Origin of the sequence: Vibrio sp. D54 (assembly GCF_021728075.1) — a bacterium.
GTDB lineage: Bacteria > Pseudomonadota > Gammaproteobacteria > Enterobacterales > Vibrionaceae > Vibrio > Vibrio alginolyticus.
Genome location: NZ_JAKKCS010000010.1, coordinates 52,636 through 66,981, shown reverse-complemented (window position 1 = coordinate 66,981; position 14,346 = coordinate 52,636). Strand labels below are relative to the sequence as shown.

At 44.4% G+C, this 14,346-nt stretch carries 13 protein-coding genes; 9 read left to right on the top strand and 4 right to left on the bottom strand.

The window, feature by feature from the left end:
- Window positions 1-159 precede the first annotated feature (159 nt).
- Complete coding sequence (gene ung / locus L3V37_RS14445) at window positions 160-840, top strand: uracil-DNA glycosylase (protein ID WP_005382846.1); 681 nt, start codon at window positions 160-162, stop codon at window positions 838-840.
- Between the two features lie 113 nt (window positions 841-953).
- On the top strand, window positions 954-1,505 hold the full coding sequence (locus L3V37_RS14440; protein ID WP_017821507.1) for a hemerythrin domain-containing protein: 552 nt from the start codon (window positions 954-956) through the stop codon (window positions 1,503-1,505).
- Between the two features lie 236 nt (window positions 1,506-1,741).
- On the opposite strand, the gene L3V37_RS14435 is transcribed toward L3V37_RS14440, so the two are convergent.
- Window positions 1,742-1,927, bottom strand: coding sequence for a DUF3545 family protein (locus L3V37_RS14435; protein ID WP_005381805.1), 186 nt, complete (start codon window positions 1,925-1,927; stop codon window positions 1,742-1,744).
- Window positions 1,928-2,648: 721 nt separating this feature from the next.
- Between L3V37_RS14435 and L3V37_RS14430 the strand changes: the two genes are divergently transcribed.
- Together L3V37_RS14430 and yaaA are read left to right on the top strand one after the other, a co-directional pair.
- The gene (locus tag L3V37_RS14430) at window positions 2,649-4,082 is read left to right on the top strand and encodes a sodium:alanine symporter family protein (RefSeq protein WP_005381800.1); all 1,434 of its coding nucleotides are present in this window, start codon (window positions 2,649-2,651) and stop codon (window positions 4,080-4,082) included.
- A gap of 110 nt (window positions 4,083-4,192) precedes the next feature.
- The gene (yaaA, locus tag L3V37_RS14425; protein WP_005382848.1) at window positions 4,193-4,969 is read left to right on the top strand and encodes a peroxide stress protein YaaA; all 777 of its coding nucleotides are present in this window, start codon (window positions 4,193-4,195) and stop codon (window positions 4,967-4,969) included.
- Between the two features lie 109 nt (window positions 4,970-5,078).
- Here the strand turns inward: yaaA and srmB are convergent, their stop codons facing one another.
- Window positions 5,079-6,302, bottom strand: coding sequence for an ATP-dependent RNA helicase SrmB (srmB, locus tag L3V37_RS14420; RefSeq protein WP_005381797.1), 1,224 nt, complete (start codon window positions 6,300-6,302; stop codon window positions 5,079-5,081).
- Between the two features lie 107 nt (window positions 6,303-6,409).
- Complete coding sequence (locus tag L3V37_RS14415; RefSeq protein ID WP_104975862.1) at window positions 6,410-7,129, bottom strand: tRNA1(Val) (adenine(37)-N6)-methyltransferase; 720 nt, start codon at window positions 7,127-7,129, stop codon at window positions 6,410-6,412.
- 330 nt (window positions 7,130-7,459) lie between these two features.
- On the opposite strand from L3V37_RS14415, the gene brnQ reads away from it, so the two are divergent.
- A complete protein-coding gene (gene brnQ, locus L3V37_RS14410; RefSeq protein ID WP_005381792.1) occupies window positions 7,460-8,770 on the top strand; it encodes a branched-chain amino acid transport system II carrier protein in 1,311 nt (436 codons plus the stop codon).
- Window positions 8,771-8,842: 72 nt separating this feature from the next.
- Here the strand turns inward: brnQ and fldB are convergent, their stop codons facing one another.
- Complete coding sequence (gene fldB, locus L3V37_RS14405) at window positions 8,843-9,361, bottom strand: flavodoxin FldB (protein ID WP_005381790.1); 519 nt, start codon at window positions 9,359-9,361, stop codon at window positions 8,843-8,845.
- A gap of 157 nt (window positions 9,362-9,518) precedes the next feature.
- Between fldB and xerD the strand changes: the two genes are divergently transcribed.
- The 4 genes from xerD (at window position 9,519) to prfB (ending at window position 14,339) form a co-directional block, all read left to right on the top strand.
- Window positions 9,519-10,436 carry a site-specific tyrosine recombinase XerD gene (gene xerD, locus L3V37_RS14400; RefSeq protein ID WP_005381788.1) on the top strand — a complete coding sequence of 306 codons (918 nt, stop codon included), beginning with the start codon at window positions 9,519-9,521 and terminating at the stop codon, window positions 10,434-10,436.
- A gap of 59 nt (window positions 10,437-10,495) precedes the next feature.
- Window positions 10,496-11,284 carry a bifunctional protein-disulfide isomerase/oxidoreductase DsbC gene (dsbC, locus tag L3V37_RS14395; protein WP_005381786.1) on the top strand — a complete coding sequence of 263 codons (789 nt, stop codon included), beginning with the start codon at window positions 10,496-10,498 and terminating at the stop codon, window positions 11,282-11,284.
- A gap of 43 nt (window positions 11,285-11,327) precedes the next feature.
- Window positions 11,328-13,067, top strand: coding sequence for a single-stranded-DNA-specific exonuclease RecJ (gene recJ / locus L3V37_RS14390; RefSeq protein ID WP_017821504.1), 1,740 nt, complete (start codon window positions 11,328-11,330; stop codon window positions 13,065-13,067).
- A 173-nt stretch (window positions 13,068-13,240) separates the two neighbouring features.
- A protein-coding gene (prfB, locus tag L3V37_RS14385; RefSeq protein ID WP_100068604.1) for a peptide chain release factor 2 occupies window positions 13,241-14,339 on the top strand; the annotation gives its coding sequence in 2 pieces (ribosomal slippage) (window positions 13,241-13,315 and window positions 13,317-14,339; 1,098 coding nt in all).
- Window positions 14,340-14,346 lie beyond the last annotated feature (7 nt).

The window sequence follows — 14,346 nt, the reverse complement described above, 5'->3', positions numbered from 1 at the left end:
CGCTTACCGATGCCTAATCGTCACATTACCGGACGGGGGCATTTTCGAACGCCACAGAAGCATTAGTCTTTTATTACTTGTCTCAAGTTCGTGGTAAGTTTTTGTTTGTTTGAGTTTCGCTCGTTAGAATAGAAGCAAAATTTAGGACAGGAACTTTCCATGAATCAGTCACCCACTTGGCACGATGTGATCGGCGAAGAGAAAAAGCAGAGCTACTTTGTAGACACCTTGAATTTTGTTGAAGCCGAACGCGCCGCAGGCAAAGCTATTTTTCCTCCCGCAAAAGATGTCTTTAACGCGTTTCGTTTTACCGAGTTCAAAGACGTTAAGGTCGTGATTCTAGGACAAGACCCATACCACGGCCCAAATCAGGCGCATGGCCTGTGTTTCTCTGTTCTTCCTGGCATTAAAACGCCACCGTCACTGGTTAATATGTATAAAGAGTTGGCGCAAGATATTGAAGGTTTCCAAATCCCTCAGCATGGTTTTTTGCAAAGCTGGGCTGAACAAGGCGTATTGTTACTCAATACGGTATTAACGGTGGAGCAAGGTAAAGCGCATTCACATTCAAAGACAGGTTGGGAAACGTTTACTGATCGAGTGATTGAAGCCATTAATCAGCATCAAGAAGGTGTAGTGTTCTTGTTGTGGGGGTCACATGCACAGAAGAAAGGTCGTTTTATCGATCGTAATAAGCACCATGTGTTAGCTGCCCCACACCCATCGCCACTCTCTGCACATCGAGGCTTTTTCGGTTGTAAGCATTTCTCTCAAGCAAACCAGTTACTTACATCACAAGAAAAAGCACCAATCAACTGGCATTTGCCATTAACGGTATAAATGAAGAGACAGCGATCATGGATGCTATGATCGCTGTTTTTTTGAGCACGCTCGAGGCTGATAGTAAATTTCTCATGTACACTTACTAAAAGTAGGTGTTAAGGAGAGACGCTATGATGATCGAAAGAATTCGACGCGAACATGGTTATATGGTTCGTCTGTTGGCGATACTGCGCCATAAGCTTAATGAGATAAAAAAAGAACGTGTAATCAACTATGCGTTAGTAAGCGAGATTGTTGATTACCTCTCTAATCATTCGGAGAAAGTACACCACCCGAAAGAAGATATCCTCTATCATCACTTTCTTGAACACTATGGTAAGCAACAAACCATGGAAAATTTAGAGAAAGAACATCTAGAGTTAGCTAGTAAAACCAGAGAGTTTTCATCCGTGATAGAGATGATCCTTCAGGATGCTGTTGTGCCACAAGACATGTTCGTCGCTCACCTAGAAGATTTCATTGAATCGCAAAGGCGCCACTTGGAGCTAGAAGAGCGAAAAATTTTGCCTCTCATTGAAGAGTTATTTACCACAGAAGATTGGCAGCATGTCGAGAGCTTATGGAGCGTCAGTGAGGATGATCCTGTGTTTGGTGACACGATTGCTGATCGTTATAAGCAGTTGGCCGAACGTGTTCGTCAAAGTGATACTGAGTATGTTTAAGCCTGAGTGATGAAACCTGAGCGAGCGAAAGCCGTCTCTCGGGTTTGTGAGATACATTTCTTATTTATTGGGAATCAACCGAAAATTTAGTGTGCATATTTCTCGGCAAAAAGTACGGAAGATTCTCATTGAGTAATAATGGTATTCATACTTAAACCTTGGTACATAAACTCACGGTGTTTACGGTCACTGTAAACAAAAAACAAAAGGCACCTGTAAGGTGCCTTTTGTTTGAATTAGAGTTTAATGTCTTCCAAGTTATAATCGGTACAGACATCAAGTTCGCGCAGCTCTTTAAGCAAATTGCGTCTGTCGTTCATCTCTTCTATTTCACGCCACTTTCGCTTTACTGGTTTGGCACGAGATTTGGTTGTTGAGGTAGTATCCAGATTAAAAATGTCATCTAGTTGAAAGCCTTCCATAAGCCACCTTTACCTTTCTTAAGCTAAACTGTTGTAACCAGTCCTTGTGGAGTTTTTTAAGTACCACAATAGCCGTGAGAATAACCATGATATATTTCGCATTTGTGTCGGTAGCATGACATTTTCGTGCAAAAATATTCTCAAAATCACACTTTTTATTGCAACGATGTGGATAAAAAATGCACAAACGATCTCAAGAAAACGATTAAATAGAGAGATTTTCTATGTTAATTCGATTTGATGAATGGGTGCACTGCGCAAAGGTTAAAGTTGCATAAAATCAGTTTGATGAAATAGTGTTCAATTAGATGGTAAGTCACTAGCGTAAATTTATGTAACACCTTGTGAATACTAGCTTGTTCTTGTTTATACGGTTTGCCATTCCATTTAATGAAGAATAATTATTTATGTTGGTGTTTGGTAATTGAAATGTTGCGCAGTTTGAGTGTTAAGTCTTCTATTTATGTTATTTTTTGGTGACTTTATAGTGAAAAATAACAATGTTATTCTTATTGTTGCATATTGATTTTTGCGCTCCTAGGTTGCATTATCCGCCCGTCAAAAAATACGCTGGTACGTAAAATGGATGCATGAAGCGACGTTTACGATTCTAGATTGCCCATAAACATTACTTAAAAAGCTAAGCACACTTTGACACTTAGCAGGCAATTTGGTGGATGGCTAGGACGCATAGACTGGCGCAACTCACTTTGAGGTACACATGACAGACTTAATCAATTTGATGAACGATCTCCTCTGGGGCTCGATTCTGGTTTATCTTCTTGTTGGTGTTGGTATTTACTTCACCGTTCGATTAGGGTTCATTCAGTTCCGCCATTTCGGCCACATGTTCTCTGTTCTTAAGAACAGCCGTAAAGCAGACAAAGCTGGTATTTCCTCTTTCCAAGCGCTTTGTACTAGTCTTGCTGCACGTGTTGGTACAGGTAACATGGCGGGCGTTGCAGTGGCATTGACTGCGGGTGGTCCTGGTGCGATCTTCTGGATGTGGCTGATTGCAATGCTTGGTATGGCAACATCGTTTGCTGAGAGCACACTGGCGCAGCTATACAAAACCAAAGATGATGATGGCAACTACCGTGGTGGCCCTGCCTACTACATGGAAAAAGGCCTGGGCATGCGTTGGATGGGCGTGTTGTTCTCAGTTTTCCTAATCATCGCTTTTGGTTTGGTATTCAACGCCGTACAAGCTAACTCAATTGCCAATGCAATGAGCAACGCATTTGGTTGGAATAACCTGTATGTCGGTATTGCCGTTGTTTTACTGTCTGCAATTGTTATTTTCGGTGGCATCAAGCGTATCGCAAGAGTTGCTGAGATGATCGTTCCGATCATGGCACTACTTTATCTAGCCCTAGCGCTGTTCATCATGTTCTCGAACCTAGAGAAATTACCTGATGTATTGATGCTTATCTTTAAGAGTGCATTTGGTCTGCAAGAAGCAGCAGCAGGTGGTCTTGGCTACGCAATTGCACAGGCAATGATTAACGGTATCAAGCGCGGTCTATTCTCGAATGAAGCAGGTATGGGTTCTGCACCTAACGCGGCAGCTTCAGCAACACCTTACCCACCACACCCAGCGTCTCAAGGTTACGTACAGATGCTAGGCGTGTTCATGGATACGATCGTTATCTGTTCTGCAACAGTGGCTATCATCCTGATGTCTGGTGAGTATGTCGGTCAAGCAACAGAAGTGACGGGTATCGAGCTAACTCAGCGTGCATTGAGCTCACAAGTTGGCGATTGGGGCGGCATCTTTGTTGCTGTGGCAATCTTCTTCTTTGCGTTTACTTCAATCATTGCAAACTACTCGTATGCTGAAACGAACTTAATCTTCCTAGAGCACAATCATAAAGCGGGCTTAAGCATTTTCCGCGTTATTGTTCTTGGTATGGTGATGTTTGGTGCACTAGCTTCGTTACCAGTCGTATGGTCGCTTGCTGATGTCTCTATGGGTCTGATGGCGATAGTTAACTTAGTGGCGATCATCTTGCTATCTGGCATCGTGATTAAACTGGCCAAAGATTACAACCGCCAGCTTGGTGAAGGCAAAGTGCCAACATTTGATGCGAATGATTTCCCAGAGCTGAAATCTCAGCTTGAAGAAGGCATTTGGTACAACGATAAAAAAGACTAAGTGAGCTATCACTCATAGTTGAAAGCTATTAGTACGATGTAAAAAGCCATGCAGACAATGCATGGCTTTTTTTGTACCCTATTAAAAACAAAATTAGAGAAGGGAAAGTCATGCTTATCGTAGTTTCTCCAGCGAAGACTCTTGATTACGAGTCTCCGTTAGCGACAGAAAAATTTACTCAACCTGAGTTGGTCGAATACTCAAAAGAGCTTATCGATGTTTGCCGCAAACTGACTCCTGCTGATGTTGCCTCTTTAATGAAAGTGAGCGACAAGATTGCAGATTTAAATGTGGGCCGATTCCAAGAGTGGAGTGAAACGTTTACCACGGAAAACTCACGACAAGCCATTCTTGCATTTAAAGGTGACGTTTACACAGGGCTAGACGCCGAAAGTTTATCTGAAGCGGACTTCGAATATGCTCAAGATCATCTGCGTATGCTATCGGGCCTTTATGGTTTACTAAAACCACTTGATTTGATGCAGCCATACCGTCTTGAAATGGGTACCAAGCTTGCAAACGACAAGGGTACGAACTTGTACCAGTTTTGGGGCAATGTAATTACGGACAAGCTTAACGAAGCGATTTCTGCTCAAGGTGATAATGTCCTTATCAACCTTGCATCAAATGAATACTTTAAAGCGGTTAAGCCAAAGAATTTAGATGCGCAAGTGATCACGCCAGTATTCAAAGATTGTAAGAATGGTCAATACAAGGTCATCAGTTTTTACGCGAAGAAAGCGCGCGGTATGATGGCGCGTTACATTATTGAAAACCGTGTTGAGAGCGTGGCAGACCTGACTAAGTTTGATACGGCGGGTTACTACTTTGTGGAAGATGAATCGACGCCAACAGAGTTAGTATTTAAACGCGAAGAGCAAAAATAAAGCTGATTGAGACGTAGTCTACGTTAATCTCTATCAGCACAAACGAAAAAGGGTTGGCATTGCCAACCCTTTGTTATTTTCTAGCTTGAGCTACTTGGCCCCAACAAGATCACTTCTTCTTAGCGGTTTTCTTTTTCGCTACTTTTTTCTTGTCGTCTTTTTTCTTTTTCTTCTTAAACACAGGCTTTTTGTGTTTAGGACGCATCTCTTTCACGAAACGCTCTTTGATGTCTTCTTTCACATAACGTGCAACGCGATCCATCATTGGTTGGTCGTGTGCTTCTACGATTGAGATAGCGTTACCTTTCTTACCTGCGCGAGCCGTACGGCCGATACGGTGAAGGTAAACATCAGCCGTGCGCGGCATGTCGTAGTTGATAACGTGTGATACATCCGGAAGATCGATACCACGCGCAGCAACGTCCGTCGCGAGCAGCACATTCACAGTTCCATCGCGGAAGCGAGAAATCGCATTGTTACGACGATCTTGCGGCATTTCACCTTGAATCCAAGAACATGGAATCTGTGCACTTTCAAGCTGCGCTCGTAGCTCAGCCAAACGCTCACGAGTCTTTAAAAAGACGATAGTGCGCTCAGCTTGCTGAGTAATAATGTGTTTTAGTAATTCCAGTTTGTGTTCAGCATCATCAGCTCGGTGGTACCACTGAGCAATTTTCTTACGCTCACGCAGCGGCGATTTTGCATCGATCTCTGCTGGGTCATTCAACAGATCAGCGGTAAAGCCTTCTACGCCTTTCCCTTCTAACGTTGCTGAGAACAGAAGGGTTTGCTTACGCCAGCGACATTCGTTAGATAGGCGATCGACAGTAGGAGCAAAACCCATATCTAGCATACGGTCTGCTTCATCAAGGATTAACCATTCGATTGCACGACAATCAAAACGTTCTGCATCAATGTATTCTTTTAAACGGCCAGGTGTCGCAACCACAATGTCTTGTGTTGTTGCAAGGATGTCGGCGTGCTCTTGGTACTGAACACCACCAGTGATGGTGAAAATGTTGAGTTTGGTATTTTTTGCCAAAGCACGTGCTTGATCGGCAATTTGCATCGCCAGTTCACGAGTAGGCGTTAGGATCAAAATACGCGCAGGCCCAGGCTTACGACGAGGGAAGTCTTGCAAGTATTGCAATGCTGGCAGGACGAAGGCGGCCGTTTTACCAGTTCCTGTTGGCGCTGACGCTAGAATGTCACGACCGTCCAACGCTTGTGGAATCGCTTCTGCCTGAATTTTTGTTGGGCGTTCGTAACCCATCTCTTCAATGGCTTCAAGTAGGTTTTGGTCTAGATCAAGTTCAGCAAAGGTTCTGATCACAATGAGTTCTCCACAAGCAAAGCTTGGTTAATGGTTCGCCACAACAGCATAGAATACAAAAAGGTCGCACATTATAAAGTGATTGGTGATAAGGATCACATGTTATTTCACATCTTAAGATAAAACTCGCGAGTTAACTGGATGAAATCATCACTATAGCCGTCATTTGAACGGATAATTAAATGTGACGTTTGCGAATCGCAAGGTCGTTTTGACAGTTCAAATAACAGTCGGTGTACTGGTTTCTTTTCTGATGGTTGCACACGACAGATCCGCGATAGATACCAACCTTGGTTTAATGCTAGCTCAATGAACTGCTCGCCTTCGGTGATTGGCAAAACAAAACTAGCTCTCCCTTCGTCATCAAGCAAATGATAGCAACGCTGTAGCAATGCGTTATGGCCTAGCGTATCAGTGTGCCTCGCGGTTGCACGTTGACTGTGTTTCGATTGCTCGCCGCTGTTGAAGTAGGGCGGGTTACAAATGATGCGTTGGAATGGATGTGTCGGCGTAAAGTGCAGTATGTCGGTGTGATGCACACTTACACGATCTGACCAAGGAGACTGGGCCATATTTTTTTGCGCGGCAGCAACGGCTGTTAATTCGATATCGACCGCGGTTATTTGAGCTTCCGTAAAGCGTTGAGCACACATCAGGGCAAGCAGGCCAGTGCCAGTGCCAATATCGAGAATTTTAGCGTCGTTAGGGCTTTGAATCCAAGCACCAAGCATTACCCCATCTGTGCTGACTGGCATACCACTCTCGCCACCCTCAATACAAAATTGCTTAAAATTGAAGCCTTTAGTTTTCAGTTTTTTGTTCTTCATGATTGTTTTATATTTGCTCAATAATTAAGTGGATTGCTCTATTGTTTATTAATTGTATAGATTGTTGTTTTGTTGGTTATTAAATTGTATTGTTAATTGATCGAGATAAAGAACTGGTCTGTTATTTGGATCTGGTTATATCCACTGCTTTTAAGTTTGAAAACTAAATTAATATGGTGTTTTTTTCTTAAAGGTTGCCAAATGATGAGTCTTTCGTCATTATGCGGCGAAAATTTTATAGATTGAACCACGTGTACTTATTGACTTTAGGTATACAAAAAGTGGTCTAAGCATACACAACATTCATTAATTAAAAGACAAGGGTTATCTGTGAAGCAGACGTTAAAACTAACAGATATTATCGCAGTAGGCTTTATGCTATTTGCGTTCTTTTTAGGTGCGGGCAATATTATCTTTCCACCTCTAGCGGGTCAGTTAGCGGGTGAAAACTTAATGCCAGCTATGTTTGGTTTCTTGCTAACAGCGGTAGGTCTACCTCTTATTACTATCGTTGCTATTGCTGTTGCTGGTGGTTCTTGGGATCACTTGACGCAAGATCTTCCGAAAAAAGCGGCAGTTCTTATGGCTGCACTGATTTTCATCATCATTGGTCCTGCGTTTGCAGCGCCTCGTACTGGCCTAGTGGCTTACGAGATGGCGGTGAAACCTTTCTTCCTTGAGGCGTCACAAACGCATCTGACAGCGTTCTCAGTGATCTTTTTTATCGCAGCGATGATGTTCTCATGGTTCCAAGGCCGCTTGATCGATCTTATCGGTAAAGTACTGACACCAGCATTGTTCGTTGGTTTGATCATTCTTGCTGTCGCTGTCTTCCTTGATCCTCAGGGCGATATGATTGGCGCGCACGGTGAATACCTAACGCAGCCTCTGACCAAAGGCTTCTTAGAAGGCTACAACACAATGGATACGTTCGCGTCATTGATGTTTGGTATGCTGATGGTTGATGCACTGCGCGGTAAAGGCATTACTGAGCGCTCTGCAACTACTAAATATCTGATCTATGCAGGTTGTATTGCTGCTGCTGGTCTTGCGTTTGTTTACATCTCACTATTTTACTTAGGTGCGACGAGTGCAACGGTTGCTGCTGGTGCTGATAATGGTGGCCTAGTGCTTAGCCAATACGTTCAAGCGTTGTTTGGTCCATACGGTCAAATCGTTCTGTCTGTCATCGTATTGCTAGCGTGTCTGACAACCGCGATTGGCTTGATTTCTGCGTGTTCAGATTTCTTCAGCTCGAAAACACCACTGTCATACAAGCAATGGGTACTGATTAATGGTTCTGTTTGTGCATTGGTTGCAAACGTTGGTCTTGCGCAGCTGATTTCGCTGTCAGTGCCAGTATTGTTTGCGCTGTACCCTGTGGCGATTGCGTTGGTTGCACTAACATTTGTGCGTAGTAAACTGCCGAATCCACGCTTTGCTTACCGTGCAGTACTGCTTGTATCTCTGCTGTTTGCGTTGGTTGATGCGGCAAAAGTATCGGGTATTGATGTTTCTGCGTTTAACATGTTGCCACTATTCGAAGTCGGCATGGGTTGGGTGCTTCCAACATTTGCGGCTATCGTGTGCATGTTCTTCATCGCGAAACCTCGCCCAGAGCTAGCACAAGAAACCGCGTAATCAAGATAATAAAAAGCCCGATGAATTACTTCATCGGGCTTTTTACTTTTTAATGATGACGTGTTTGCGCTATTAAAGCGTGTCGTGGAATTCCACAAGAACTTGTTCACACCATTTTTCGATGCGTTCATCACTCAGTTCGTACTGTGAGTCTTCATCTAACGCAAGTCCAACAAACTTGCTGCCATCTTCGATCAATGCTTTCGATGCTTCAAATTCGTAGCCTTCATTTGGCCAGTAACCGATAAAGGTTGCGCCTGTGGCTTGCAATTCATCGTGAAGTAAGCCCATCGCATCTAAATACCACTCTCCGTAACCTTCTTGGTCACCCAGACCAAACAGCGCTACAACTTTGCCTTTCAGTGGTGTGGTCGCGATGTCTTGCCAAATCGCGTTCCAATCTTCTTGAATTTCACCAAAATCCCAAGTTGAGATGCCAAGGAGTAATAAGTCGTAGTCCGCCATTAGTGATAACGGTGTCTCTTTCACATTGTGAATGTCGACAAGGTCTTCACCAATAAGGGTACGAATTTTCTCTGCTGCCATTTCGGTGTAGCAGGTCGTTGAGCCGTAAAAGAGTCCGATTTTCATTATATTCGTCGTTATTTGTGTTGCTGTTGTGGAAGATTCTAACCATAAATTGAGGAAGATTGCAGCGAATATCCTATGTGGGATGATTTTTTATGGTATTGGATTGGCAGGTGCTTTAATCTAAATACTGTAAATATAAACAGATAAGGAAGCATTCATGACGGCACAACAGCCTGTCAATCAACAAGATTTTTCGCTTGTTGAGCAATTCTTAGATGCGATGTGGATGGAGCGTGGCCTATCAGAGAACACGTTGGCTTCCTACCGAAACGATTTAATGAAGCTGCTCGTGTGGATGGAAAAACATCGATACCGTCTTGATTTTATCAGTTTGTCTGGCTTGCAAGAATATCAAAGCCACCTTGTAGACTTAGATTACAAACAGACGTCCCGTGCGCGTATGTTGTCGGCTATTCGTCGTTTATTTCAATACCTGCATCGTGAGAAGGTGCGTGCTGATGACCCGAGTGCGCTCTTGGTTAGCCCTAAACTGCCACAACGTTTACCCAAAGATATTAGTGAAGAGCAAGTGGACGCGTTGCTCGAAGCGCCAGACCCGAATGACCCTATAGAATTGCGCGATAAAGCGATGCTAGAGCTACTCTACGCGACAGGGTTGCGTGTGACAGAGCTCGTCAGTTTGACCATGGAAAATGTTAGCTTGCGCCAAGGGGTGGTGCGCGTGACTGGTAAAGGTGGTAAAGAACGCCTGGTTCCTATGGGGGAAAACGCGGTCGATTGGATCGAGACGTTCATTCAACAAGGGCGCCCTGCGTTACTTGGTGATACATCATCTGATATTGTTTTTCCTAGTAAACGCGCAAGACAAATGACTCGTCAGACGTTTTGGCACCGTATTAAGTACTATGCTTTGATAGCAGGGATTGACACGGATCAGCTGTCGCCGCACGTACTGCGTCATGCCTTTGCCACGCATTTATTGAACTATGGCGCAGATCTCAGGGTCGTACAGATGCTTTTAGGACATAGTGACTTATCGACCACGCAAATTTATACTCACGTGGCGACTGAACGATTGAAGCAGATCCACAGTCAACACCACCCAAGAGCATAACAATGGTTAGATTCATCCATGTCTTCTTGGAAAAACGATTTTACATTAAGGTGAATTTCATGAGCGTATTACGCCGACTAACTCTGCTGACTTTACCATTTTTTGTTACCGCTTGTGGTGCAGAAGAAAGTCAGGCTCAAACGGAGACTCCTGCGCAACAAGTGGCGCCAGCTGCACAAAGCGGCTTTGATGAAGCAGCATTAAAAACTAAGTTCTCAAAGCTTGGTTTATCTATCGTTGATATTCAACCATCAGACGTCGCTGGCTTATTGGAAATTCAAACCAATGGCGGGATCCTGTTTGCTTCAAATGATGGTAGCCATTTTATCGCCGGTACGCTTTATGCCATTAATGATGATGGCAGTTACAAAGATGTCATAGCAGAGCGTCAAGCGCCGCTTAACGCCGAGAAAATTGCGCAGTTCTCCGATAGCATGATCGAATACAAAGCCGACGATGAAAAGTACGTTGTGACCGTATTCACTGATATCACCTGTGGTTACTGTGTGCGTCTGCATAGCCAAATGCAAGGCTATAATGATCTAGGTATCACAGTGCGTTACATGGCTTACCCTCGCCAAGGTGCAACTGGCCCTGTGGCAGAGCAAATGGCAACGATTTGGTGTGCTGAAGATCCGGCGTCGGCAATGCACAACGCGAAAGTGAATCGTACATTTGATAACCCTGCGAAAGACTTAAAACAGTGTAAAGAAACCATCCAGGCGCATTACAATCTAGGTCGCCAATTGGGTATTTCTGGTACGCCAGCAATCTTCTTACCGAATGGCGAAATGGTTGGTGGCTACCTACCACCTGCAGAGCTATTGAAACGTTTAAAGCAACTATAATCCATTAGGAGCAGAGCCGGCAAAGTTGTCGGCTCTTTTAAGCATGATAGAAATTCAACGACGTCCTGAACCTGATCTTTCCCTTCTTCCTGATTCCATTCCTCCGATTCTTAAACGTATCTACATCAACCGTGGGATAACGGATCTTTCACAATTAGAAACGTCTGCCCGTGGGTTGCATTCATATCAAAAACTCGGGGGGATTGAGCAAGCTGTCGATCTTTTGTTTCAGGCGATAAAAGAACAAAAACGCATCATCGTTGTCGGTGATTTTGACGCTGATGGCGCGACAAGCTCAGCATTATCAGTGCTCGCGCTGCGTATGCTTGGTAGTCACAATGTGGATTACCTAGTGCCAAATCGTTTTGAAGACGGTTATGGGTTAAGCCCAGAAGTCGTTGACCAAGCCTTAGAGCTTGGCGCTGAGATGATCATGACGGTGGATAACGGCGTCTCATCAATCGAAGGCGTGCGTTACGCAAAAGAAAATGGCATTACCGTGCTCGTTACCGATCACCACTTACCAGGACAAGTGTTGCCTGATGTGGATGCAATGGTGAACCCAAACCTTGAGAGCTGTAGCTTTCCATCTAAAGCGCTTGCGGGTGTAGGGGTCGCGTTTTATCTCATGATGGCACTATGCGTTCATATGCGAAAACACAATTGGTTTGCAGAACAGGGGATGCAAGAGCCCAAGTTGATGGAACTGATTGACCTTGTTGCACTGGGTACCGTCGCCGACGTCGTTCCATTGGATGAAAACAACCGCATTCTTGTACACCAAGGCTTGCAACGTATTCGTGCGGGCAAAGCGCGTCCCGGCATCCAAGCATTAATTGAGGTCGCGAAGCGCGATGCGCGTCGTTTAGTTGCGTCTGACTTTGGCTTTGCTTTAGGTCCACGTATTAACGCAGCAGGCCGTCTTGATGACATGTCTTTCGGTGTTGAACTATTGATGTGTAACAACATCCACGCCGCTCGTCGCATGGCAAGTGAATTGGATGGCTTGAACCAAACTCGTAAAGAGATTGAAGAAGGCATGAAGCAAGAGGCGATGGCTTTCTGTGAGCGCCTTCAGTTTGGTGAAGGCAATGAGCTTCCTTATGGCCTAGCCTTGTTCCAACGTGATTGGCATCAAGGTGTGATTGGTATTTTGGCTTCGCGTATTAAAGAGAAGTTTCACCGTCCAGTCATTGCATTTGCTGATGGCGGAGAAGGGACGATTAAAGGCTCGTGTCGTTCTATTCCGGGGCTACACATGCGCGATGCGTTGGATTTCATCGACACGCAAAACCCGGGTTTGATCATCAAGTTTGGTGGACACGCCATGGCAGCAGGCTTAACGATTAAAGAGCAGGATTTTGAGCGTTTCAGTCGTTTGTTTGATGAAGTGGTAAAAAAGGAACTCGATGAAGCGGCGCTAAAAGGCGTGATCATGTCAGATGGTGAACTTAAGCCGGAAGAGTTCTCTATGCATGTTGCTGAACAGCTGCGATCGGGTGGCCCTTTTGGACAAGCTTTCCCAGAGCCAATCTTTGATGGTGAGTTTAAAGTACTGCATCAAAAGCTGGTGGGTGAGAAGCATCTTAAATTGATGTTAGAGCCGCTTTATAAAGGTCACCCTACCAATGTGATGATCGACGGCATTGCATTCAATGTTGATCTACGCCGATGGCCAGATGCATCGGTTAAAACAGTGCGTCTCGCGTATAAGCTGGATGTGAATGAATTTCGTGGTAATCAATCATTGCAATTGATGATCGACCATATCGAAGCTAAGTAATACCTAGATTAACCTTTCTTATAGAGTACGGTTGCCCCTAAGTGGGCGTAAAATTTTATGACCGTGCTCTCTCTCACCGCAATCTGATTTCTCATCCGAAATTTTCCTGTATCTCGGTCACATTTTTCAGTAGAATTTCTCGGTTAAATTCTATTCTAAAATGTTGAGTAAACATGTTTGAAATCAATCCAATTAAAAACCGTCTGCAGGACGTGTCTCAGCGCACAAATGTCCTGAGGGGGTATCTTTGACTATGACGCGAAGAAAGAGCGTCTAGAAGAAGTCAACGCAGAACTTGAACAACCAGATGTATGGAACGAACCTGAGCGTGCGCAAGCACTGGGTAAAGAGCGTGCATCACTAGAAGCGGTTGTTGAAACCATTGATCAACTAGAGCAAGGTGTGGAAGATGTAGAAGGTCTTCTTGAGCTGGCTGTAGAAGAAGAAGATCAAGAAACATTTGACGAAATTGAACCAGAACTTGCTGAGTTGGAAGAGAAGCTAGAAAAGCTTGAATTCCGTCGTATGTTCTCTGGCGACCACGATAGCTCTGATTGTTACATCGATTTGCAAGCTGGCTCTGGTGGTACAGAAGCACAAGACTGGACTAACATGCTGCTGCGTATGTACCTACGTTGGGCAGAAGCGAAGGGCTTCAAAGCTGAAGTGATTGAAGTCTCTGAAGGTGAGGTTGCGGGTCTTAAGTCGGCAACAGTTCGCATCTCTGGTGAGTATGCGTACGGTTGGTTACGCACTGAAACGGGCGTTCATCGTCTTGTTCGTAAATCTCCGTTCGATTCAGGCGGTCGTCGCCATACGTCATTTGCTTCTGCGTTCATCTATCCAGAGATTGATGAAAACATCGACATCGACATTAATCCTTCCGACCTACGTATTGACGTTTACCGTGCGTCAGGCGCAGGTGGTCAGCACGTAAACACCACAGAATCTGCGGTACGTATTACGCACGTACCTACGAACACAGTGGTTCAGTGTCAGAATGACCGTTCTCAACATAAGAACAAAGATCAGGCAATGAAACAGCTTCGAGCGAAGCTATTTGAGCTTGAATTGCAAAAGCAAAATGCGGAAAAACAAGCTAATGAAGACGCTAAGTCTGACATTGGCTGGGGTAGCCAGATCCGTTCTTACGTATTGGATGACTCACGTATTAAGGACCTCCGTACGGGCATTGAAAACCGTAATACTCAAGCGGTTCTTGATGGCGATCTGGACAAATTTATTGAAGCTAGCCTGAAATCAGGTCTATAAAGCTTTT